Here is a 21154-nt window from a genome sequence, read left to right on the forward strand (position 1 = left end):
TTCAGGCACTAAAAGCGTAAAAAATGCCGGGCTAAAGGCCCGGCAGATTGTTATTTTTGGCTATCATCATTCGGTGCGGAATGTATGCTGCTTAAATATATTGTCCGTTGCCCACCGCTTTATTCTGCGGTGCGCAATCCGCTGCATCATTCAGCAAGCTCAGATCGCGATCGCGAACTTCAGGCATCAGGATGGCAGAAATTAAGCCGATGATTGAGTAGCACACCAGCATAACAACAATGGGCATCCATGAACCGGTCATATTACAGAAGATACCGGCCAGAACAGGACCAAAGCCAACCGCGACTAAACCACCCGCCTCTTTAGAGATTGCCATGCGGGTAAAGCGGTTACGTGAGCCGAATATTTCAGCCATCGTAATATTTTCCAGCGCAAACAGGCCTAATACAGCGACGTTATGAATAACGATTAATGACGCCATAATGGTGCTCGCGCTGTAGCTTTTATCAACAATAATCGACAGCATCGGCCAGGCCAGAATAATGGCTGAAATATTGATGATAATATAAGGGATGCGGCGCCCTACTTTATCTGACAGCCAGCCCAGGAATGGAATGGTGATAAAACCAATCACGGAGCTGATCATTAGCGCATCGGTGGGGATACCTTTATCAAACATTAAGGTTTGAACCAGATAGCCCGCCAGGAACGTTTGCAACAGCCCTGAATTTCCGGCCTGCCCAAAGCGCAGCCCCGTGGCCAGCCAGAAAGACTTACTTTTCAGCATTGCGCTGAAGGAGCCTTCCTGAGCGGCCACTCCATTTTGCAGACTGCCTTCTTCACTCACCTTTTCAAATACCGGGCTTTCTTTCAGATTGAGGCGCAGCCAGATGGCAAAGATCATCACCACTACGCTTGCGAGGAACGGCACACGCCATCCCCACGCGACGAGCTGTTCGCGATCCAGCACGAAGAACATCACCGCCCAGATAGCCGTAGCGCTTAAGGTACCGCAGTTGGTTCCCATCGCTACCAGCGAAGAGATAATTCCGCGCTTACCTTTCGGCGCATATTCCGCCAGCATGGTGCCCGCACCGGATATTTCAGCGCCCGCGCCCAGTCCCTGAATAATGCGTAATGTGACCAGCAATACCGGCGCTAAAATCCCCACCTGCGCATAGGTTGGCAGCACGCCAATGAGCGTAGTGCAAATACCCATCATCGTGATGGTAATAAACAGGACTTTCTTACGCCCAATACGGTCGCCCATTTTACCGAAAATAAAGGCGCCGACGATGCGCGCAATATAGCCTGCGCCGTAGGTGCCCATCGCCAGAATAAGCGCCATAGCGGCAGATTGCTCCGGGAAAAATATCTCGTGGAAAACCAGCGCTGCGCCCAGGGAATAGAGCTGGAAATCCATAAACTCCAGCGCAGTACCTAACCAACCAGATACGGCTGCACGAATGAGATCGGAAGTGGTTCTCTCATTTTTAACGGTAGTCATAATGATTATCTCTAATTGTAGGGTACAAAGTCCGCACCTGTTATTATTGCCCGAAGGTTAATAAAACCTTGCAGCAACGTTTTCTGTCATTTTCAAAAAGCTCAAGAGCGTCAACAACGTGTTGATACGCAAATTCGTGGGTAATCAACTCCTGCGGATCAATTAACCCTTGTTTTAACCAATCAATGACCACGGGGAATTTATTGGCGTTAAGCCGCGATGAGAAAATCGACAGTTCTTTCCCCGTAATTCCTTGCTGCGCCACCTGCGAAGGCTCAGTCGAGAAGCCCATCAAGACAATTCTCGCCGCCGGCGAGGCCAGGGTAACCGCCTCTTGTAAAATAGAGGGATGGCAGGCCGCATCAATGATCAGCGTCGGAAGGATCCCCTGCGCCTTCAGCGTGTCAGCCAGAGGCTCATTGCTGTTGTTAATTACCCAATCCGCTCCGTTACGCTCGGCCATCTGCAGGCGTTCATCGATGCGGTCGACAACGATAACCTGCTTAACGCGGTACACCCGCTTCAGCACCTGTATGGTCGTCAGGCCCATAGGACCCGCGCCGTATACCAGCGCAATATCCTGGTCGGTCGGCGAAACGTGCCCGGTAACGTTGGCCGCAATAGTGAAAGGCTCAATCATCACCGCATCCTTGTCGGAAACGTTGTCAGGCACCCGCCAGGCATTTTTCGCCGGCACCACCGCGTATTCGCTAAACCCCCCGTCCCGATGCACGCCAAGCACCACTAACGAAGTGCAGACGTTCGGCTTGCCCACGGAACAGGGGTAGCAATGACCGCAGCTAATGACCGGATCAACGCTCACGCGCTGGCCGATGGCTTTGTCGGTAACGCCCTCGCCAATGGCGTCGATAACGCCAAAAAATTCATGGCCTATCACCCGCGGGTATTTGGCAAACGGATTATGTCCACGGTAAATATGGCTATCGGAACCGCATATTCCCGCCAGTTTCACCTTAACCCGTACTTCTCCTGCGGCAGGTTGCGGGAGCGGACGCTCTTCAATCACCAGTTCATTCGGCTGACGAATTACGATACTATTCATTTGTTATTTCCTTCGTTACCAGTTCCACAACGTGCCGTCTTCCAGACGTGCGACAGGCAGATAAGCCGGTTCATAGGGGTATTTCGCGGCCAGTTTTTCATCAAATTCGATACCGAGTCCTGGTTTTTCCCCCGGGTGCATATAGCCGTTATCAAATGTCCAGCTATGCGGGAAAACTTCCAGCATCTGCTCGGAGTAGCCCATATATTCCTGTACGCCGAAATTCGGTACCCACAGGTCGAAATGCAGCGCGGCGGCCATGCAGACCGGAGAGAGATCGGACGGCCCGTGCGAGCCGGTGCGCACCTGATAAAGCGAGGCGAAATCGGCAATCCGCCGCATTCCTGTAATCCCGCCAGCGTGAGTGATGGTGGTACGGATATAGTCAATCAGCTGCTCTTCAATCAGCTGTTTACAGTCCCAGATGCTGTTGAACACTTCTCCAACGGCAATCGGCGTGACGGTATGCTGACGAATTAAACGGAAGCACTCCTGGTTTTCTGCCGGGGTCGGGTCTTCCATCCAGAACAGGCGGTACTCTTCAATGCTTTTGCCAAAACGCGCCGCTTCGATCGGCGTCAGGCGATGGTGCATGTCGTGCAGCAGATGCTCGTCAAAACCGAACTTTTCGCGCACGGCGGCAAACAGGCGTGGAGTGAAATCGAGATACTTTTCGGTGGACCATAGCTGTTCTTCCGGCCACTGGCCTTTCGTTGCCGGTTCGTAGGCCTGGCCTTTACCTTTCGCCATACCGTAAGTGGTTTTCATTCCCGGCACGCCGCACTGCACGCGAATCGCTTTAAACCCCATCTCTTTATGGCGCGCGTAGTCGTCCAGCACTTCGTCAATAGAGTGGCCGGTGGTATGGCAATAAACCATGACCCCTTCCCGCGAAGCCCCGCCCAGCAGCTGATACAGCGGCATACCCGCAGCCTTCGCTTTGATATCCCACAGCGCCATATCGATAGCGGAAATCGCCGACATCGTGACCGGGCCGCGACGCCAGTAGGCGCCCTTGTAGAAAAACTGCCAGATATCTTCTATGCGGTGCGCATCGCGGCCAATCAGCTGCGAGCAGAGGTGATCCCGCAGATACGATGCAACGGACAGCTCGCGGCCGTTTAGCGTCGCGTCACCTAAACCGACGATACCATCATCAGTGGTGATCTTAAGGGTGACGAAGTTGCGTCCCGGGCAGGTGACGAAAACTTCAGCGGCAACGATCTTCATTTCTTCTTCCTTACTTCTATGCGGTTAGTGAACAAAATTAAAACATCAGACCTACTACCATACAAGTATAACGATCGAAAAAGACGCGACAGATCACATTATCTCAGCGCGGTCAGGGAGGGTATAAACGGAGAAGGAATGGGCTAATGCACAAGACAAAGAGGCCGGGATAGCGGTATTTACCCCGGCTTTTTTAACAGAAAAGAAGGGCTAAGCGCGTCCCCAGCCGGCCACAATAATCAGCATGCCGCACAGCGCAACCAGCGCCCCGGCCCAATCATAATGGCTCAGTTTGACGCCATCGACGAAACGCAACCATAGCAGAGCGGTGCAAACATATACCCCGCCATAAGCGGCGTACACCCGCCCACTTGCCTCCGGGTGCAGCGTCAACAGCCAGACAAAAAGCGCCAACGCCAGGCCGGTCGGAATCAGTAGCCAGGGCGTCGCCCCACGTTTTAACCATAGCCACGGTAAATAGCAGCCAATGATTTCACACAGCGCGGTGGCAAAGAAAAGCAGCGTGGTTTTTACCATTTAAAACGTCGTAAGTTGAGCAAGCGTTAACTCATTCTACGCAATAATGGCCGTCGTTAACTCTATTTTGTCGGGTATGCCGTCGAAAGGAGATGTAGTAAACTCACACCACGGGGATCACTTAAAGGAAATCGTGATGAACACAACACTGAACAAACGCTGGTGTCTGACCGCCCTGCTGGCGCTGAGCGCGATGGTCTTTACCGCATCGTCGTTCGCCAAAACGGACAAGCTGGTCATTGAGTCCGGCGACAGCGCCCAGAGCCGCCAGCAGGCCGCGATGGAAAAAGAGCAGTGGAACGACACCCGCTCTTTACGCCAGAAGGTCAACAAGCGCGCCGAAAAAGAGTGGGATAAAGCCGACGTGGCTTTTGATGCCCAGGACAATTGCCAGAAGAGCGCGAACGTCAACGCGTACTGGGAACCTAACACCCTGCGCTGCCTTGACCGCCGCACTGGCCGCACTATTACTCCGTAATGTATGGCGCCTGCGGGCGCCATAATCAGTAAAACTTCGCTATAACACACAGGTATTCCCATGACTGACGCTTATCACGTCAAACTCCGCCCGCTTGAGCGCGAAGACCTCCGCTTTGTCCACCAGCTCGACAACAACGCCAGCGTTATGCGCTACTGGTTTGAAGAGCCCTATGAAGCCTTTGTTGAACTTTCCGACCTGTACGACAAGCACATTCACGATCAGAGCGAACGCCGCTTTGTTATTGAATGCGACGGCGAAAAGGCCGGACTGGTTGAGCTGGTTGAAATCAACCACGTGCACCGTCGCGCTGAGTTTCAGATCATCATCTCCCCTGATTATCAGGGCAAAGGACTGGCCACCCGCGCCGCTAAGCTCGCCATGGATTACGGCTTTATGGTGCTCAACTTATATAAGCTCTACCTTATCGTCGATAAAGAAAATGAAAAAGCGATCCACATCTACCGCAAGCTCGGATTTATGGTGGAAGGTGAACTGATCCACGAATTCTTTATTAACGGTGAATACCGCAATACCATCCGTATGTGCCTGTTCCAACACCAGTATCTGGCCGAGCATAAACCACAGGGCCAGACGCTGCTGAAACCGACGGCTCAGTAATAGTCAATGGTGCTTTTGATGGTGTAGTGGCGGATTAGCGCAGGCTGTACGCTGTCGTCGACAACCTTAAGCTCACAGCTTACCGGGTTGTCGTGGTCGTCGTAATCGCAGGTCTGACTTACGTTGCCCAGCGTGCGATCATTAAAGATGCTCACTGCGGTGTAGTCCATCTTTTTGCGCGGATCGGACGACGGCGTTGAGCTTACCGTAAAACGCTCGCCTTTAGCGGTGGTCGTTTTACCCAGCGGATAGCCTTCGCTATCATAGCGGTAGGTCGCGGTGCTCTCCTTGCCGCGAGCGGTCACAACAAATCCGTTATCATCGGTTTCCCACGACACGCCCGCCGAAGGCATTTCCGCCAGCTGGCATTTTCCTTGCAAACGCAGGCGTTTTTCCTGGCTTTGCGCATCCAGATAGTAGTTCGCGTCCAGCACCAGCGCCGCGCCGGTTTTGTTCTCCAGGTCTTCAAAGGCCAGCAGGTCAAAGCACCCTTCGCTGGATAAACGCCCTTTAACCCACTTCACCACTTCATCATGTTCGTCATACAGCGTCTGGCTAAACTCTTTCACCGGCCCACGCAGCGGATCGAACTCAAATTCGTTAGAAAAACTGGCCATTTCGGGAGTGAAGGCCTGAGGTGCTTCCTTTTCATCGCAGGCGCTAAGCGCTCCGACAGCCAGTAACAGCAAAAACCGTTTTTTCACGCGCGATTCCTTTTGTGCATAGTACAATCATATTAGCAAATACAATTGTTTACACCACTTCTGCTATGCTTAATTCTGGATAACGTCAATAAGGAGTTTATGATGAAACTATCCCCCTGGCTCTGTGCGGCCCTGCTTCTGGGTTCGACAGCTGCTTTCGCGGCGCCGGATTCCTGCGAGCGGGTAAAAAGCGATATTCAGCAGAAAATCATCAACAACGGCGTCCCGGAATCGGGCTTTAGCCTGGCGATCGTCCCGAACGACCAGCCCGATCGGCCCGGCGAGCAGGTGGTCGGCCACTGCGCCAACGATACCTTTAAGATCATCTACACCCGCGACAGCGGCGCGCAGTAACCTCACCGCATGACTGGAGAAGTCTTATCCCTTGGTTGACCGGGGATAAGATCTCTCTACTCCGTTTTAAGTAAGATCCCTCACTCTCCACGCCGACATTAAGCAGGCGTTGGCATTACGCCATTATAACAAAATCATGGAGTGAGCAATGTCTAACCAGGAACATACCGACGGCCTTACCCGCCGAACGCTAATCAAATCAACCGCCCTTGGTTCGCTGGCCCTCGCCGCCGGCGGTTTATCGCTGCCTTTCAGCCTCCGCAATGCCGCCGCCGCTGTGCAAGACGCTACGCGCGGTGAAGAACGGATTGTCTGGGGGGCCTGCTCGGTCAACTGCGGCAGCCGCTGCGCGCTGCGTTCACACGTGCGTGACGATGAAGTCGTCTGGGTCGAAACCGACAATACCGGCGCGGATATTTATGGCGATCACCAGGTGCGCGCGTGCCTGCGCGGCCGTTCCATTCGCCGGCGCATTAATCATCCCGATCGCCTTAATTATCCCATGAAGCGCGTCGGTAAACGCGGCGAAGGCAAGTTTGTCCGCATTAGCTGGGAAGAGGCGCTGGATACGATTGCTGGCAATCTCAAACGCATCGTCAAAGATTATGGCAACGAAGCCGTTTATATTAACTACTCTTCGGGGATTGTCGGCGGCAACATGACGCGTTCGTCACCCACCGCCTCACCGGTAATGCGCCTGATGAACTGCTACGGCGGCTCATTGAATCAGTACGGAACCTACAGTACAGCGCAAATTGCCTGCGCCATGCCCTACACCTACGGCAGCAATGATGGCAACAGCACCTCCGATATTGAAAACAGCAAGCTGGTGGTGATGTTCGGTAATAACCCGGCAGAAACCCGCATGAGCGGTGGCGGCATCACTTATTATTTAGAACAGGCGCGCGAGCGCTCTAACGCGCGAATGATCGTTATCGACCCGCGCTATACCGATACCGCCGCCGGGCGGGAAGATGAGTGGATCCCGATTCGCCCCGGCACCGACGCCGCGCTGGTGGCCGGCATCGCCTGGGTGCTGATTAATGAAAATCTGGTCGATCAGCCATTCCTCGATAAATACTGCGTCGGTTACGATGAGAAAACGCTGCCGGCAGATGCCCCGGCGAACGGGCATTACAAAGCGTATATTCTCGGCGAGGGTGACGACGGCACGGCGAAAACCCCACAATGGGCATCGCGGATCACCGGCATTCCCGCCGACCGCATCATCAAGCTGGCCCGGGAAATCGGCAGCACGAAACCGGCTTATATTTGCCAGGGATGGGGACCGCAGCGCCAGGCTAACGGTGAACTGTCGGCCCGAGCGATCGCCATGCTGCCGATACTGACCGGCAACGTCGGCATTAACGGCGGCAACAGCGGCGCCCGCGAATCCACCTATACCATCACTATTGAACGCCTGCCGGTGCTGACCAATCCGGTGAAAACCGCCATCTCCTGCTTTAGCTGGACTGACGCCATCGTTCGCGGCCCGGAAATGACCGCCACCCGCGACGGCGTACGCGGCAAAGAGAAGCTGGATGTGCCAATTAAATTCCTCTGGAACTATGCCGGCAACACCATCATCAACCAGCACTCGGATATCAATAAAACCCACGAGATCCTGCAGGATGAAAGCAAATGCGAGATGATCGTGGTTATCGAAAACTTTATGACTTCATCGGCCAAATATGCCGATATTCTGCTGCCGGACCTGATGACCGTCGAGCAGGAAGATATTATTCCCAACGATTACGCCGGCAATATGGGTTATCTCATTTTCATTCAGCCGGTCACCTCCGCCAAATTTGAGCGCAAACCTATCTACTGGATCCTTAGCGAAGTGGCAAAACGGCTTGGCGAGGATGTCCACCAGAAGTTTACCGAAGGCCGTACCCAGGAGCAGTGGCTGCAGCATTTATACGCGAAAATGCTGGCGAAAGACCCGGCGCTCCCGAGCTATGACGAACTGAAAAAGATGGGGATTTATAAGCGTAAAGACCCCAACGGCCACTTTGTCGCCTATCGCGACTTCCGTAAAGACCCGGCCGCCAATCCGTTAAAAACCCCGTCGGGTAAAATCGAGATTTACTCCAGCCGTCTGGCGGAGATCGCCGCAAACTGGCAGCTCGAAAAGGACGAAACCATTAGCCCGCTGCCGGTCTACGCCTCAACCTTTGAAGGCTGGGATGATCCTTTACGCGAGAAGTTCCCGCTGCAAATGTTCGGCTTCCACTACAAGGCGCGCACCCACTCAAGCTACGGCAATGTGGATATACTGCAGGCAGCCTGCCGTCAGGAGGTGTGGCTAAATCCTCTGGATGCCGAAAAACGCGGGATCAAGAACGGCGATATGGTGCGCGTATTCAACGCCCGCGGCGAGCTACGCATTCCGGCCAAGGTGACCCCGCGCATCATGCCCGGCGTGTCGGCGATGGGCCAGGGGGCCTGGCATGATGCCAATATGAACGGCGATCGTATCGATCGCGGCTCCTGTATCAATACGCTGACGACGCACCGCCCTTCGCCGCTGGCTAAGGGCAACCCGCAGCACACCAATCTGGTCGAAATCGAGAAGGTTTAAGGAGTAAACCATGAACGCTCAGTATGGATTTTTTATCGACTCCGCCCGCTGCACGGGTTGTAAAACCTGCGAGCTGGCCTGTAAGGATTATAAAAACTTAACGCCTGATGTCAGCTTTCGCCGCATCTACGAATACGCGGGCGGCGACTGGCAGGAAGATAACGGCGTGTGGCAGCAAAACGTCTTTGCCTATTACCTGTCAATCGCCTGCAACCACTGCGCAGATCCGGCCTGCACGAAAGTATGTCCCAGCGGCGCCATGCACAAGCGCGATGACGGTTTCGTGGTAGTGAACGAAGAGGTATGCATCGGCTGTCGCTACTGCCACATGGCCTGCCCGTACGGTGCGCCGCAGTACAACGCGGCAAAAGGCCATATGACCAAATGCGACGGCTGCTACGACCGGGTCGCCGAAGGTAAAAAACCGATATGCGTCGAGTCCTGCCCGCTGCGGGCTCTCGACTTTGGCCCCATCGAAGAACTCCGCGAAAAACACGGTCAGCTGGCCGCCGTCGCTCCGCTGCCGTCTGCGCACTTCACCAGGCCGAGTATCGTGATCAAACCGAACGCCAATGCGCGTCCGTGCGGCGATACCACCGGCTATCTGGCCAACCCGAAGGAGGTATAAAATGGGAAACGGATGGCATGAATGGCCGCTGGTGCTGTTTACGGTGCTGGGGCAAAGCGTCGCAGGGGCGATTATCGTCAGCGGGCTGGGCTGGCTTTCGCTGAATAACAACTCCGAAGCCCGGCAGCGCCTGGTGCGGGGCATGTTTTTTATCTGGCTGATAATGGGGATTGGCTTTCTCGCGTCAATCATTCACCTCGGCTCGCCGCTGCGGGCATTTAACGCCCTTAACCGGGTGGGATCATCGGCGTTAAGCAATGAAATTGCCTGCGGCGCGCTATTTTTCGCCGTCGGGGGTTTCTGGTGGCTGGTGACGATTCTCGGGAAAATGCCGCGGATTCTGGCGAAAGCCTGGCTCCTGCTGACTATGCTGCTCGGCTGCCTGTTCGTCCTTGAGATGATCATGGTGTACCAGATTGATACCGTGCCGACCTGGTATAATGCCTATACCACCGCCGCATTCTTCCTGACAATGGTGCTGTGCGGGCCGCTTTTCGCCGCCCTGCTGCTGCGCGTAGCCAACGTGCCGTTTAACGGCAGAGTTTTCGCTTCGATGAGCGTGCTCGCGCTGCTGGCAAGCCTGGCGGTCGTCATATTGCAGAACAGCGAGCTGGCGGAGATCCACAGCTCCGTACAGCAGGCCAGCGCACTGCTGCCTTATTATGGCTGGCTGCAAATCCTGCGGTTAGTTCTTTTGGCGCTGGGTCTCGGCTGCTGGATCTGCCCGCTGGCAAGACGCCAGAATCCGCGCATCGCCAGCTTGCTGCTCGGACTGGCACTGGTGATGCTCGGCGAGTTTATCGGCCGCGGCCTGTTTTATGGTCTCCATATGACCGTGGGTACGGCGATTGCCGGTTAATAAACGGGTGCTGCGGCACCCTCTGCTGTAAGGAATGGTATGATGCAATCGCAAGACCGCGACGCTGTCGCACTCAGCGCCCGCACGCTGGGCGCTCTGTTCTCTTTTGCGCCGGACAGCGAGCAGGCTGCTCCGCTGGTTGCGGCCCTGCGCGACGGCAGCTGGCGAAGTCAGTGGCCCTACGCGGTGACGGACGGCCTGGCGGCGCTGTTCGCTCGCGAGGACGATGAACCGCTACCGGAAGCCTGGCAGCGGCTGTTTATCGGTCCGTGGGCGCTGCCTGCGCCGCCGTGGGGCTCCGTCTGGCTGGATAAAGAAAGCGTGTTGTTTGGCGACTCAACGCTGGCGCTTCGTGAATGGATGCGGGCAACCGGCATCGCGCTGTCCGAACAACGTTCGGAGCCGGAAGACCACTTTGGCACCCTGCTACTGCTGGCAGCCTGGCTGTGCGAATCTGCTCAGGATGAGGCCTTTAACCAGCTTCTGGCCTGGCATCTCCTCCCGTGGTCCGGCCGCTTTCTGAGCGTATTTGTGGCCGAGGCGAATCAGCCTTTTTATCAGGCTCTTGGCCAGCTGGCGCAAGAGACGCTGGCGCAATGGCAGGCGCGGCTGCCCTGTGCGGTGGCCGAGAAACCGCTCTACCGTTAACTCCCTCAGGTGATGCCCGCCAGCCGGGCATCACCTGCAAGTGACAATGTCACCTTTCCGCTTCATTCGCACTTATCGCTTTTGCTTATATCTTTATATCCAGAGAAAATAAGCCATCTGTTTCGCTAATCGTATTCGCTAATGCATCGTCTTCACGCTTATCCTGATGTCCAGGTTATGTTTCGCCGTCTGGTCATTGCCATGCTGGTCGGCGTCTTCGCCGCCCTCGCGGTTGCCCTGTTCCGCCATGCAATGGCGGGACTGGAAAGCCTGTTTCTGAGCAATGACAGCGGAAGTCTGGTGAACGCCGCTGAGTCTATGCCCGGATGGCGTCGGCTGTTAACGCCAATGCTGGGCGGCCTTGCCGCAGGCGCCCTGCTATGGTTCTGGCAGCGCCGCAGTGTTGAACGTCCGCACGCGCCAACCGACTACATGGAAGCTCTCGAGACCGGCGACGGCAGGTTTGATACCCCGGCCAGCCTGGTAAAATCGCTGGCCTCTCTGCTGGTGGTCACCACCGGCAGCGCTATTGGCCGGGAAGGGGCGATGATCCTGCTGGCCGCGCTGGCTGCCTCGCTGTTCGCCCGCCGGTTTACGCCAAAAGATGAGTGGAAGCTGTGGGTCGCCTGCGGCGCCGCCGCCGGGATGGCCAGCGCATACCATGCGCCGCTTGCCGGCAGCCTGTTTATCGCCGAGATCTTATTCGGCACTCTGATGCTGGCGTCGCTTGGTCCGGTCGTCATTGCTGCGGTAACCGCCCTGCTGCTCACCAATCTGCTGAACGGAAGTTCGGCGCCGCTCTACCATGTTGAGTTTCACGCCACCCTGCGCGCGACCCACTATGGGTTAATGCTGGCAACGGGTTTGCTGGCCGGGCTTTGCGGGCCGCTGTTTATCTGGCTGATGAGCTATAGCCATCACTGCTTTGTCCGGCTGCGTCTGTCGCCCCCCTGGCAGCTGGCGCTGGGCGGGCTTATTGTCGGCCTGCTCTCGCTTCTCGCGCCGGCCGTCTGGGGAAATGGCTACAGTGTCGTACAAAGCTATCTGCTTTCGCCGCCGCTCTTCAGCGCTATCATTCTTGTCTTTGTCTGCAAGCTGCTCGCCGTGCTGGCCAGCAGCGGTTCCGGCGCGCCGGGGGGGGTGTTTACGCCAACGCTGTTTGTTGGCCTGGGGCTCGGCATGCTGTTCGCCAGCCTGACGGGACTGTGGCTACCTGATTACCAGGAGATCGCGATAATGATAGGCTTAACCGGCATGGCGGCGTTTCTGGCGGCGACAACCCATGCGCCGATTATGTCCACGCTGATGATTTGTGAAATGACCGGACAGTACGTTTTACTGCCCGGTTTATTGATTGCCAGCGTACTGGCATCGGTGCTGTCGCGGACGTTACGCCGGGATTCTATCTACCGCCATCATCTCGCCGAGCATCGATAAGTCGATATACTGGCTCAGTTCGCGCTGTTCCGCGCGCGGCAAGTAAGGCAATTCACCGATGAGCGGCGCTGGCAGTTTTTTGCTCAGCACATCGATAATTTCAGCATAATGCGCCAGGCCCGGATTAATACGATTGGCAACCCAGCCAATCAGCGGCAGGCCGTCGTTAGCGATAGCCTGCGCGGTCAGCAAGGCATGGTTGATGCAGCCTTCCTGAATCCCCACCACCATCAGCACCGGCAGCTGTTCCTGTACCACCCACTCCGACAGCGGACGCAGATCGTTCATCAGGCTGCGCCAGCCTCCGGTACCTTCGACCACCACATGCTCAACCTGCGCGCTCATGCGCTGCAGGCCGTCCGACAACAGACCGTAGTTGATTGGGCAACTATGCGCCACGCTGCTTTCATCTTCGCTTAACGCGATGGGATTGACAGCATCATACGGTAACACCAGCGATGACACGCTCTGTAAAACCAGCGCATCTTTGTTCCGCAGTCCGTCCGGCGTCTCTTTACTGCCCTTCGCCACAGGCTTGTACCCGGCTACGCTTTTGCCGCTGGCAGCGAGTGCCTGCAACAGCGCACGGGAAACGACTGTCTTGCCGACAGAAGTGTCAGTACCTGTTATGAAGAAACGCTTAAACATCACTAACCCCACAGTTATGTTGATGAAATATACGGGAGAGAAATAATCAACTGTGGAAAAAGTCTACGCGATGCCATCGAGGGCGGGCTTGAGATAGCGCAATTTTTGGTGTGAATATGAAAAAATGTTAACCCTGTAACAGTCGTATGAGCAACGATCCGTTATAGAGGGCATCCTTTACCAGAGCCGCACCAGCCATCGTTCCCCGGTTAGAAAACTGCGTGCTTTCAACGGCAATATGTCGGCTGTAGGCCGGTAACGATTGTTGTCGAATGCAATCAGATATTGCCGGAAATAAAATATCAGCGGCGAGGTTGAAAGGTGAACCGATAAGGATTTTCTGCGGGTTAAAGAGGTTAACCATAATCGCCAGAATCCGCCCAACGTGGTTCCCGACGCCGCTGATAATGTCGCGGGCAAGTAAATCCCCCTGCAGCGCGGCCTCACATAGCCACTCGACGCTGAGCGGCTGCTGATGCAGCATTGAGCTCATCGACTTGGCCATGCGGATCTGCGCCAGTTCCAGCACGCTCTCGACGCTGGCAATGGTTTCCAGACAGCCATGGTTGCCGCAATAGCAGCGTTTACCATACGGGTCGACCTGAGTGTGGCCGATTTCAACCAGACTGCTGCTGCCCGCGTGCAGCAGACGACCGTCGGTGATCACCCCCGCCCCCACGTTGTGGTCGATAACCACCTGAATCACATCGCGCGCCCCCCTGGAGGCGCCAAACAGCGATTCGGCCATGGTCCAGGCGCTGATGTCGTGCTGAATATAGACCGATACGCCGGTATGATTGGCTAAAATCTCGCCCAGCGGCATATCCTTAACGTCTTCATAAAATGGCATCCGGTGAATAATACCGTGCTCGGTGTCGATAATTCCCGGCATAGTGACGGCAATGGCGGTTAAACGCTCCAGCTTCTTTTGGTGACGAATAAAGAACTGGTCTACGTGATCGAGGAGCCGCGTCGCAAAGGGCTGGACGTGTTGTAATGCCAGCTCCAGCTGCTCTTCCACCACCAGCGCACTGCTCAGATCGCGAAGCGCGAGGTGGATTTCGCCGCGGCTGATGCGGATTGAGAGGTAGTGCCAGGCTTCGGTTTCCACCATCAACCCTACGGCGGGCCTTCCACGGCTTCCCGGCTCCTGGATTTCCGTTTCCTGAACCAGATGCGCTTCCAGCATTTCGCGGACGATTTTAGTGATACTGGCAGGCGCGAGCTGCGCGAAGCGCGAGAGGTCGATGCGCGACACCGGGCCAAGCTGATCAATCAGGCGATAAACTGCGCCCGCGTTGGTCTGCTTTATTTGATCGATATGGCCTGGCTGACTGTCCGCTACCACCGTTGACTCCCTTTATTTTCGCGCTTCGAAATAAACTGAGGGCTATGGTGAAGCACTTCAACGGTACTCGTCAAATTTTTACTTAGCCTTGTGATTTACCGCACATTTTTAGCCCTGATTTGTCTTAAATGCATCACCTGGCGCTGGCCAGCAGCGATTCGCGAAAACGGCGCGCCGCCTGACCCTGCTCACGATGCTTAGACCATACCAGCCACATTTCCGAGACCGCATCCTGCTCTTCGATGGGCAACCAGCACATTTCCGACAGCTGAACCCGCCGGAATGAGGCCGGTAAAATCGACACGCCAAGCCCGGCGGCAACCAGGCCGATAATGGTCATGGCTTCCCCCACCTCCTGGGTGATGACCGGCGTCAGGTCGTAGCGGCGCATTAACCCCAGAATATCGTCATACAGTCCGGTACCGACATGAGGATCAAAAAAGACGAACGGCTCCCGCGCCAGCTCCCGCAGGCTAACGCCAGGCTGGCTCGCCAGCGGATGGTCGCGGGGCACCATCGCCAGCAGCGGTTCGCGCAGCACTCTTTCCCAGACCAGCGTTTCCGGCAGTTGGGTGTTACGCATCAGCCCCAGGTCCAGCGCCCCTTCGTTTAGCGGTACAATCTGCTCGCGAGTGTTGGTTTCCCGCGTCTGAATATGCACATCCGGATAGCGATGGCGGAAAGTCGACAACGTGTCCGATACCGCCTTAATAAAGGGAGCCGACGAAGTAAAGCCAATGCGTAGTTCGCCGGTCTCGCCGTGGTGAAGACGAGCGGCCCGCGCGGCGGCATCTTCCACCTGAGAGAGGATCTGCCGGCTATCGGCGAGAAACTGCTTGCCGGCATCCGTCAGGCTAACGCTGCGGTTGGTACGAGCAAACAGACGTGCGCCAATTTGCTGCTCAAGGATTTGAATCTGCTGGCTAAGCGGCGGCTGAGATATGTTCAACCGCGCCGCCGCATGACCAAAATGGAGTTCTTCCGCCACCGCAATAAAGTAGCGCAGATGACGCAACTCAATATTCATATTTAAAACGTCTTATTTGAGATTATTAATATATTAGACAGAATATTTACATTTTCATACCCTTAATAAGTGCCCTGCAAGGTCATTTAACTCTGTATATCAGCAAGGATTTTTCCGTGAGCCGTACAACTACCGCTGACGCCGTCCCGGCAAGCGACGTCAGCGACACCATCGCTCCTCAGCCAAACCAGTTTATCAAACGCGGCACTCCGCAATTTATTCGCGTTACGCTTGCGCTCTTCTCTGCCGGACTGGCGACTTTCGCGCTGCTTTATTGTGTTCAGCCGATCCTGCCCGTGCTCTCCACTGAATTCGGCGTCTCACCAGCCAGCAGCAGTATCTCGTTGTCCATCTCCACCGCCATGCTGGCGGTCGGCCTGCTGTTTACCGGCCCGCTCTCTGACGCGATTGGCCGCAAACAGGTAATGGTGACGGCGCTGGTGCTGGCTTCCTGCTGCTCCCTGCTGTCGACGATGATGTCCAGCTGGCACGGGATCCTGATTATGCGCGCCCTGATTGGTCTGTCGCTGAGCGGCGTGGCGGCGGTCGGCATGACCTACCTGAGCGAAGAGATCCATCCCAGCGTGGTGGCGTTCTCGATGGGGCTGTATATCAGCGGTAACTCCATCGGCGGCATGAGCGGTCGTCTGTTGACCGGTGTATTCACCGATTTCTTCGGCTGGCGGATTGCGCTGGCGGTCATCAGCGGCTTCGCCCTTGCCGCAGCACTGATGTTCTGGCGCATCCTGCCGGAATCGCGCCACTTCCGTCCGACCTCGCTGCGACCAAAAACGCTGCTGATCAACTTTCGTCTGCACTGGCGCGATCGCGGGCTGCCCCTGCTGTTCCTCGAAGGTTTTTTGTTAATGGGGTCTTTCGTCACTCTGTTTAACTATATTGGCTATCGCCTGATGCTCTCGCCGTGGTCATTAAGCCAGGCGGTCGTAGGCCTGCTTTCGGTGGCCTATTTAACCGGAACATGGAGCTCGCCAAAAGCCGGTGCGATGACCGTGCGCTATGGCCGCGGCCCGGTGATGTTGTTTTCCACGGCGGTTATGCTCGGCGGGCTGTTGATGACGTTATTCTCATCGCTGTGGCTGATTTTCATCGGCATGCTGCTGTTCTCTGCGGGATTCTTCGCAGCTCACTCGGTCGCCAGCAGCTGGATCGGCCCACGAGCCCGCCGCGCGCGTGGCCAGGCCTCGTCGCTCTATTTATTCAGCTACTACCTGGGATCCAGCATGGCGGGGACATTAGGCGGCCTGTTCTGGCATAATTACGGCTGGAACGGCGTTGGCGGGTTTATTGCGCTGATGCTGCTGGCTGCGCTGCTTACCGGCGCCTGTTTGCACAAGCGCCTGAAGTAACGCGGGCTTGCGTGGCCTGAAACGGGCCACGCAGTTCACCACATTCCCAGTACCGACGACATGCCCATCAGTTCTCTGACGGCGTCCATAGAAAGCAGTGCGATAAACAGCCAGGTAAACGGATTCATAATCCACCTCACATCAGCGGCCTGTCTATGTTTATATTTTAGCCAACCACAGAGAAAGAAACTGCTATTTTGCGCACATCCGGATTATTTCGAGCCAAACATAAAATACGCAATCGATTAATCATGACATTATGCTGATGAACCGTCCGGGCAATCACTTACCCGTCTGTACCACCTTACTCCATTAGGATACTCGTCTACCCCTGCCAGACCGCCGGAGCGGTAAGGATGTGGCGCAGCTTACGCAGGGCGTTCAGACGTTCAGTATCCGGCGCCGATGACAGACTGCCGCCGTAAATCAGCCACCGTTTTTCGGCAAGGCCTGGGATGATGGCGGCGATGTGTTCGGGTTCGCCACAGATCAGCAGCAGACGGACGTTACTACGCCAGAAGGGGGTATAGCGACAGCAGAGGCGCTTTTTTAGCGAAGAAAGGGAGACATCTCCTTCCTGTATACCAGCCGCCTCGCCTGCCGGGCGACTACACTGCGGAGTCACCGGGGTGTCGTTTTTCTGGAAAGGGATAAGAAAAAAATCAGCACACTCAACAGACTAGTCAGAAAAACCGTACCCAACAGCGAAATCCAGAATACGCGTTCACCCGTCCATTCAAAAAAAAGATGAGTAGATAATACAGAGACTACTTTACCTCCATGCGAGGTAGCATCGCCAAGCACAACTATTTTCTTTCCCATATCAATATCCGTATTCTTTGGACTTCACTCGAATCATTTCTTCCAATGCTGTTTCTGTGCTGATTATTTCTGGCTCAGTAACATTGTTTGGAATTCCGGTTTTTAAATATGTATCCAGTCCCTGAGTCCAGTCTGCTCGACGGCGTAGATCAGTGATAAAAGCCTTATCCCAACCCGATTCACAGTAACCAATGGGTAAATCATAAGCAACGACTCGTGACATAAAATTCAAATTACTGGGTAAGGTACTGTGATCTGTAGGTTGTGCAACATATGAACGTATCCTGCGATCTTTTTCGTCAAACGTCTCCTTACGGGTTACTGGAGTTACGCTACCGTAAGTACCATATTCCGATTGTTTTTTGACACCAATAACGACATCCTGATCGGGATACAAATTAATGAAATTATCGTAAGTATCGTCATTCTTATAACCAGTTTTAGGATCACGCTCTCCCCAACCGTTTTTTTCCTGTGGGCCATGCTCAGCACCGACTCTTGTTTTATCGAAATCACTTAGTTCATTTTCCTTAATTGGTTCAGGTACTTCCTCGGCATTAATGAATACAGTTTGCCAGTGAGGTGGATCTGGGTACACAAAACCACTGCTCTGGTATTCATCTCCTTCATCATCCCAAAAGGGTTTACCATCTGGCAATCGACCGAATGGAGTTTTTGACTCGGGAGCTATACCACAAGGTGTATTCCTGGCAAGCATTCGCTGGAATAAATATCCCTTATGCTGAGTGATAAGTGGATGAGGATTCCCTTTTTCATCATTTGGGAAACCTTGCCACCCTATCGAATGCAGAGGGAGGGAACCCATAACTCTGTCATGTGGATTGAAATAAACATAAGTCCTCCCGTGATTATCTCTTTCCTGGATATTTCTCGTTTCATTTTTGTCAGAAGTTACAAGAATTATATCTGGCTTCCAGTTTTTATTATCCTGTGATTGACCTACACACAACCCCTCATAGCCTAACGAAGATAAATGTGTTGATTGAAGTGCAACTTTATCAATTATTGCTGACAGAGTACTTTCTCGACCAGATGGTGAAATACATTCTTCAGGTGGCATTGAAAAGGTATTCAATTGACTATTATGAAGGGCGTAAGGTGAATTCATTATAAACAGAGCATCAGGCGCTTTATTTGCCAGTGCAGTAGCAGCCATTGAAACCATAGTTCCTTGGCTATGTGAAATTATGGTAACTGTATCCTTAGGATATTTCCCTCGAATAAGATCCAATAAATCAGCTAACCGCTTCGCGGCATGAGCATAATAGTTTCGTGGTGGTGCTGTGGTTAGTAAGCGATCTTTGTCTTCATTACCATATTGAACTTTTGCACCAGGTATATTGGCTAAATCTTCATTGAATCCTTTTTTACTCCAAAGCGAATGAAGATTATTCGTGCCATTCTGAAAAGGACCGCCGCCCCATATATAAGGACCTTTTTTCAAAATATCATCCAATGGGATGCCATCTCGCTTCATCTGATGATAATCATCACCTTTAATACTTACCAAAGGAATAACAAACTTATCTTCGGCACCTAATGGTGATGAATAGCCCCAAAAAAATCGAATTACAGGTGACCGACCATTGTCAGTAACTAATTTTCTTTCTACTACTGGAGACATTGGAGTTCTTTTTTCGACACCTTTCTCATCTAATTTTATTTTGTCATCCCCACTATATATGTTAGCCTTTAACTCAAAATTAGTGCCTTCAAGTCCAAGGCGTTTATTCAATCCTGCACATAATGCAGACTCTGCTTTTTGATACCATTCACCTGTGGAGTTAACACCATGGACAAGTATTATAAGCCCAGGCAGATGAGGTGGCACATCGCAAGCCCCACGCACCTGAACATTCTTATGCGATGGAAAAGAACACCAAGAAGGATGGCCGTTATCATCATATTTAATATCTAACTCTCTAACTGGCTCAGTCTTATGTACCATACTACCTCCTGTCTTGAAAACACAGCATTATCGTATGAGACCAAATTCAGTAAATTGCAGAGCATAGAAAGCAACAAACACCACACAGACACACCCAAACCAAATCAGTAATATGATACGTAAACCATGAACTCTCTTACAACAAAGCCATGCAACTAATGTAAGCAAACTCCCTGCGATTAGCGCATAAATTATTAATAAAGAAAAAATCATCAGTAACATTTCGCTCTCCCACAAATAAACACTCAGACCTTACTTATCTTAAATAAGAGTAATGATCATATCATCGATAACATCCGAAGTATTTAATGATGTATAACCATTTAAATCTGTCACCCCTGAAACAATTCTTCCATCCGGCATGGTTATTGAATATGCCTTATTGGCTAAAGGTTCTTTGGTCAGAGAATTTCGAATGACAAACTTCTCATCAAAACTTCCCGACTCAAACGATTTCATCACCCCCTGCATACTACCCGAACCTGCTTTCTTAATACCGGCGTTTTTTATCAGCAATTTTCCAGGACCGCCAACTTCAACATTCCCACCTTTGATTTTGATATATCCGCCCCCGCATATCAGCGTCAGCTCATCCTGTGCCGTTATGACCAGTCTCTTACCACTCGAAATAAACGTATCCTGCGTTGACCAGGTGGTAATATTTCCGCTCTGTGCCTGAATATCAATATCCCCCTGCGATGCAAACCATTTAGCCCCCCTCTGGCTCCAGAGGCTAATTTGTTTTCCTGCTGCCAGCGTGAAGTCCTTTTGCGCACCCAGATCCAGTTGTTTACCGGCGATCAGCGTCAGATTCTCCTGCGCTGACAGCAACATATCGTCACCACTTGCCAGCACCACGCCTTGAGAGGCCGTCGCCAGCAATATTTCCTTCTGAATCTGTTCTATGTTCTGTTGCAGCAACTTCTGTTGACGCCCCACATCTGCAGCCAGCGCCTGTGCCTGTTGTGCACTGGCAGCCAGCGACTGCATTTCCACCAGCGCCGCTGAAAGCCGCGACAACGCAGGCTCCATCGCCAGCTGCTGCCCCTGCGCTTTCATCTGCGCATCAGCGGTGATGAATATCCCTTTCCCGGCCCGTATCGCTCCGTAGCTGTCGGTACGCAGCTCGAATCCCTCCCCGCGCGGCTGTTTTCCGCCGTCCACCAGATGCCCCAGGTTCAGCTGGCTCTTGCCGCCGTACTCCGTGCTGACCTTGATGTGCTCTTTTCCCCGCGCGTCGTCGAGGCGGATTTTGTTGTTCGCCGGCGTGCGCAGCACGTTACGTTTATAGTTCCGGATGGTGACAGGGTCCGGGTGCGCCGAGTCGTGCAGGACACCGGCTATATACGGCCGGTCCGGGTC

21 protein-coding genes are annotated in these 21154 nt (G+C 53.8%); 9 read left to right on the forward strand and 12 right to left on the reverse strand.

The window, feature by feature from the left end:
• Nucleotides 1-91: 91 nt before the first annotated feature.
• The 4 genes from KO1_RS18400 to KO1_RS18415 all read right to left on the reverse strand — a co-directional run bounded on the left by KO1_RS18400 (nucleotide 92) and on the right by KO1_RS18415 (nucleotide 4298).
• On the reverse strand, nucleotides 92-1468 hold the full coding sequence (locus KO1_RS18400) for an MFS transporter (protein ID WP_004102438.1): 1377 nt from the start codon (nucleotides 1466-1468) through the stop codon (nucleotides 92-94).
• Between the two features lie 43 nt (nucleotides 1469-1511).
• Nucleotides 1512-2531: a Zn-dependent oxidoreductase gene (locus KO1_RS18405; RefSeq protein WP_024274244.1), complete on the reverse strand. Its 1020-nt coding sequence runs from the start codon at nucleotides 2529-2531 to the stop codon at nucleotides 1512-1514.
• A 15-nt stretch (nucleotides 2532-2546) separates the two neighbouring features.
• Nucleotides 2547-3761, reverse strand: a complete 1215-nt coding sequence (gene rspA / locus KO1_RS18410) for a starvation-sensing protein RspA (protein WP_064407080.1) — start codon at nucleotides 3759-3761, stop codon at nucleotides 2547-2549.
• A gap of 210 nt (nucleotides 3762-3971) precedes the next feature.
• A complete protein-coding gene (locus tag KO1_RS18415; RefSeq protein WP_004102445.1) occupies nucleotides 3972-4298 on the reverse strand; it encodes a YnfA family protein in 327 nt (108 codons plus the stop codon).
• Nucleotides 4299-4434: 136 nt separating this feature from the next.
• Between KO1_RS18415 and KO1_RS18420 the strand changes: the two genes are divergently transcribed.
• Together KO1_RS18420 and speG are read left to right on the forward strand one after the other, a co-directional pair.
• On the forward strand, nucleotides 4435-4776 hold the full coding sequence (locus tag KO1_RS18420) for a DUF1283 family protein (RefSeq protein WP_004102447.1): 342 nt from the start codon (nucleotides 4435-4437) through the stop codon (nucleotides 4774-4776).
• A 60-nt stretch (nucleotides 4777-4836) separates the two neighbouring features.
• The gene (gene speG / locus KO1_RS18425) at nucleotides 4837-5397 is read left to right on the forward strand and encodes a spermidine N1-acetyltransferase (RefSeq protein WP_004102449.1); all 561 of its coding nucleotides are present in this window, start codon (nucleotides 4837-4839) and stop codon (nucleotides 5395-5397) included.
• Here the strand turns inward: speG and KO1_RS18430 are convergent.
• Nucleotides 5391-6101 (reverse strand): YnfC family lipoprotein, encoded by a 711-nt coding sequence (locus tag KO1_RS18430; protein WP_017145784.1) that lies wholly within the window; start codon nucleotides 6099-6101, stop codon nucleotides 5391-5393. The two genes, speG and KO1_RS18430, sit on opposite strands and share 7 nt — an antisense overlap.
• A 102-nt stretch (nucleotides 6102-6203) precedes the next feature.
• Between KO1_RS18430 and KO1_RS18435 the strand changes: the two genes are divergently transcribed.
• The 6 genes from KO1_RS18435 to clcB all read left to right on the forward strand — a co-directional run bounded on the left by KO1_RS18435 (nucleotide 6204) and on the right by clcB (nucleotide 12611).
• Nucleotides 6204-6455 (forward strand): DUF1161 domain-containing protein, encoded by a 252-nt coding sequence (locus tag KO1_RS18435; protein WP_004102460.1) that lies wholly within the window; start codon nucleotides 6204-6206, stop codon nucleotides 6453-6455.
• A 148-nt stretch (nucleotides 6456-6603) separates the two neighbouring features.
• On the forward strand, nucleotides 6604-9039 hold the full coding sequence (gene ynfE, locus KO1_RS18440; RefSeq protein ID WP_024274245.1) for a selenate/tellurate reductase subunit YnfE: 2436 nt from the start codon (nucleotides 6604-6606) through the stop codon (nucleotides 9037-9039).
• Between the two features lie 10 nt (nucleotides 9040-9049).
• On the forward strand, nucleotides 9050-9667 hold the full coding sequence (locus KO1_RS18445; protein WP_024274246.1) for a DMSO/selenate family reductase complex B subunit: 618 nt from the start codon (nucleotides 9050-9052) through the stop codon (nucleotides 9665-9667).
• A gap of 1 nt (nucleotide 9668) precedes the next feature.
• A complete protein-coding gene (locus KO1_RS18450) occupies nucleotides 9669-10526 on the forward strand; it encodes a DmsC/YnfH family molybdoenzyme membrane anchor subunit (RefSeq protein WP_024274247.1) in 858 nt (285 codons plus the stop codon).
• A gap of 39 nt (nucleotides 10527-10565) precedes the next feature.
• The gene (dmsD, locus tag KO1_RS18455) at nucleotides 10566-11174 is read left to right on the forward strand and encodes a Tat proofreading chaperone DmsD (RefSeq protein ID WP_024274248.1); all 609 of its coding nucleotides are present in this window, start codon (nucleotides 10566-10568) and stop codon (nucleotides 11172-11174) included.
• A gap of 141 nt (nucleotides 11175-11315) precedes the next feature.
• Nucleotides 11316-12611: a voltage-gated ClC-type chloride channel ClcB gene (gene clcB / locus KO1_RS18460; RefSeq protein ID WP_016808805.1), complete on the forward strand. Its 1296-nt coding sequence runs from the start codon at nucleotides 11316-11318 to the stop codon at nucleotides 12609-12611.
• Here the strand turns inward: clcB and bioD are convergent.
• The 3 genes from bioD to ynfL all read right to left on the reverse strand — a co-directional run bounded on the left by bioD (nucleotide 12564) and on the right by ynfL (nucleotide 15634).
• The gene (gene bioD / locus KO1_RS18465) at nucleotides 12564-13259 is read right to left on the reverse strand and encodes a dethiobiotin synthase (RefSeq protein ID WP_004102470.1); all 696 of its coding nucleotides are present in this window, start codon (nucleotides 13257-13259) and stop codon (nucleotides 12564-12566) included. The genes clcB and bioD overlap by 48 nt on opposite strands.
• Nucleotides 13260-13386: 127 nt before the next feature.
• Nucleotides 13387-14607 (reverse strand): sugar metabolism global transcriptional regulator Mlc, encoded by a 1221-nt coding sequence (gene mlc, locus KO1_RS18470; protein ID WP_004102473.1) that lies wholly within the window; start codon nucleotides 14605-14607, stop codon nucleotides 13387-13389.
• Nucleotides 14608-14740: 133 nt separating this feature from the next.
• Nucleotides 14741-15634, reverse strand: coding sequence for a multidrug efflux transcriptional activator YnfL/SxtR(Kp) (ynfL, locus tag KO1_RS18475; RefSeq protein WP_004102475.1), 894 nt, complete (start codon nucleotides 15632-15634; stop codon nucleotides 14741-14743).
• A 116-nt stretch (nucleotides 15635-15750) separates the two neighbouring features.
• Between ynfL and ynfM the strand changes: the two genes are divergently transcribed.
• The gene (ynfM, locus tag KO1_RS18480) at nucleotides 15751-17001 is read left to right on the forward strand and encodes a multidrug efflux MFS transporter YnfM/SxtP(Kp) (protein ID WP_024274249.1); all 1251 of its coding nucleotides are present in this window, start codon (nucleotides 15751-15753) and stop codon (nucleotides 16999-17001) included.
• Between the two features lie 35 nt (nucleotides 17002-17036).
• Here the strand turns inward: ynfM and KO1_RS28615 are convergent, their stop codons facing one another.
• From KO1_RS28615 to KO1_RS18500, 4 genes are all read right to left on the reverse strand, one after another.
• Nucleotides 17037-17129, reverse strand: a complete 93-nt coding sequence (locus tag KO1_RS28615; RefSeq protein ID WP_004102479.1) for a KPN_01571 family protein — start codon at nucleotides 17127-17129, stop codon at nucleotides 17037-17039.
• A gap of 197 nt (nucleotides 17130-17326) precedes the next feature.
• The gene (locus tag KO1_RS18485) at nucleotides 17327-17626 is read right to left on the reverse strand and encodes a hypothetical protein (RefSeq protein WP_004102482.1); all 300 of its coding nucleotides are present in this window, start codon (nucleotides 17624-17626) and stop codon (nucleotides 17327-17329) included.
• A 198-nt stretch (nucleotides 17627-17824) separates the two neighbouring features.
• Complete coding sequence (locus tag KO1_RS18495) at nucleotides 17825-19792, reverse strand: T6SS effector phospholipase Tle3 domain-containing protein (protein ID WP_004102484.1); 1968 nt, start codon at nucleotides 19790-19792, stop codon at nucleotides 17825-17827.
• A gap of 261 nt (nucleotides 19793-20053) precedes the next feature.
• On the reverse strand, nucleotides 20054-21154 hold a 1101-nt coding region (locus KO1_RS18500; protein WP_148719763.1), incomplete at its 5' end, for a DUF2345 domain-containing protein.

Source organism: Klebsiella oxytoca NBRC 105695 (assembly GCF_001598695.1).
Classification (GTDB): Bacteria; Pseudomonadota; Gammaproteobacteria; order Enterobacterales; family Enterobacteriaceae; genus Klebsiella; species Klebsiella oxytoca.

What these genes read in the sequence shown, in the direction of transcription:
- KO1_RS18400 (WP_004102438.1), bottom strand. Translation starts at nt 1,468, where the DNA reads ATGACTACCGTTAAAAATGAGAGAACCACTTCCGATCTCATTCGTGCA.
- KO1_RS18405 (WP_024274244.1), bottom strand. Translation starts at nt 2,531, where the DNA reads ATGAATAGTATCGTAATTCGTCAGCCGAATGAACTGGTGATTGAAGAG.
- rspA (WP_064407080.1), bottom strand. Translation starts at nt 3,761, where the DNA reads ATGAAGATCGTTGCCGCTGAAGTTTTCGTCACCTGCCCGGGACGCAAC.
- KO1_RS18415 (WP_004102445.1), bottom strand. Translation starts at nt 4,298, where the DNA reads ATGGTAAAAACCACGCTGCTTTTCTTTGCCACCGCGCTGTGTGAAATC.
- KO1_RS18420 (WP_004102447.1), top strand. Translation starts at nt 4,435, where the DNA reads ATGAACACAACACTGAACAAACGCTGGTGTCTGACCGCCCTGCTGGCG.
- speG (WP_004102449.1), top strand. Translation starts at nt 4,837, where the DNA reads ATGACTGACGCTTATCACGTCAAACTCCGCCCGCTTGAGCGCGAAGAC.
- KO1_RS18435 (WP_004102460.1), top strand. Translation starts at nt 6,204, where the DNA reads ATGAAACTATCCCCCTGGCTCTGTGCGGCCCTGCTTCTGGGTTCGACA.
- ynfE (WP_024274245.1), top strand. Translation starts at nt 6,604, where the DNA reads ATGTCTAACCAGGAACATACCGACGGCCTTACCCGCCGAACGCTAATC.
- KO1_RS18445 (WP_024274246.1), top strand. Translation starts at nt 9,050, where the DNA reads ATGAACGCTCAGTATGGATTTTTTATCGACTCCGCCCGCTGCACGGGT.
- KO1_RS18450 (WP_024274247.1), top strand. Translation starts at nt 9,669, where the DNA reads ATGGGAAACGGATGGCATGAATGGCCGCTGGTGCTGTTTACGGTGCTG.
- dmsD (WP_024274248.1), top strand. Translation starts at nt 10,566, where the DNA reads ATGATGCAATCGCAAGACCGCGACGCTGTCGCACTCAGCGCCCGCACG.
- clcB (WP_016808805.1), top strand. Translation starts at nt 11,316, where the DNA reads ATGCATCGTCTTCACGCTTATCCTGATGTCCAGGTTATGTTTCGCCGT.
- bioD (WP_004102470.1), bottom strand. Translation starts at nt 13,259, where the DNA reads ATGTTTAAGCGTTTCTTCATAACAGGTACTGACACTTCTGTCGGCAAG.
- ynfL (WP_004102475.1), bottom strand. Translation starts at nt 15,634, where the DNA reads ATGAATATTGAGTTGCGTCATCTGCGCTACTTTATTGCGGTGGCGGAA.
- KO1_RS28615 (WP_004102479.1), bottom strand. Translation starts at nt 17,129, where the DNA reads ATGAATCCGTTTACCTGGCTGTTTATCGCACTGCTTTCTATGGACGCC.
- KO1_RS18495 (WP_004102484.1), bottom strand. Translation starts at nt 19,792, where the DNA reads ATGGTACATAAGACTGAGCCAGTTAGAGAGTTAGATATTAAATATGAT.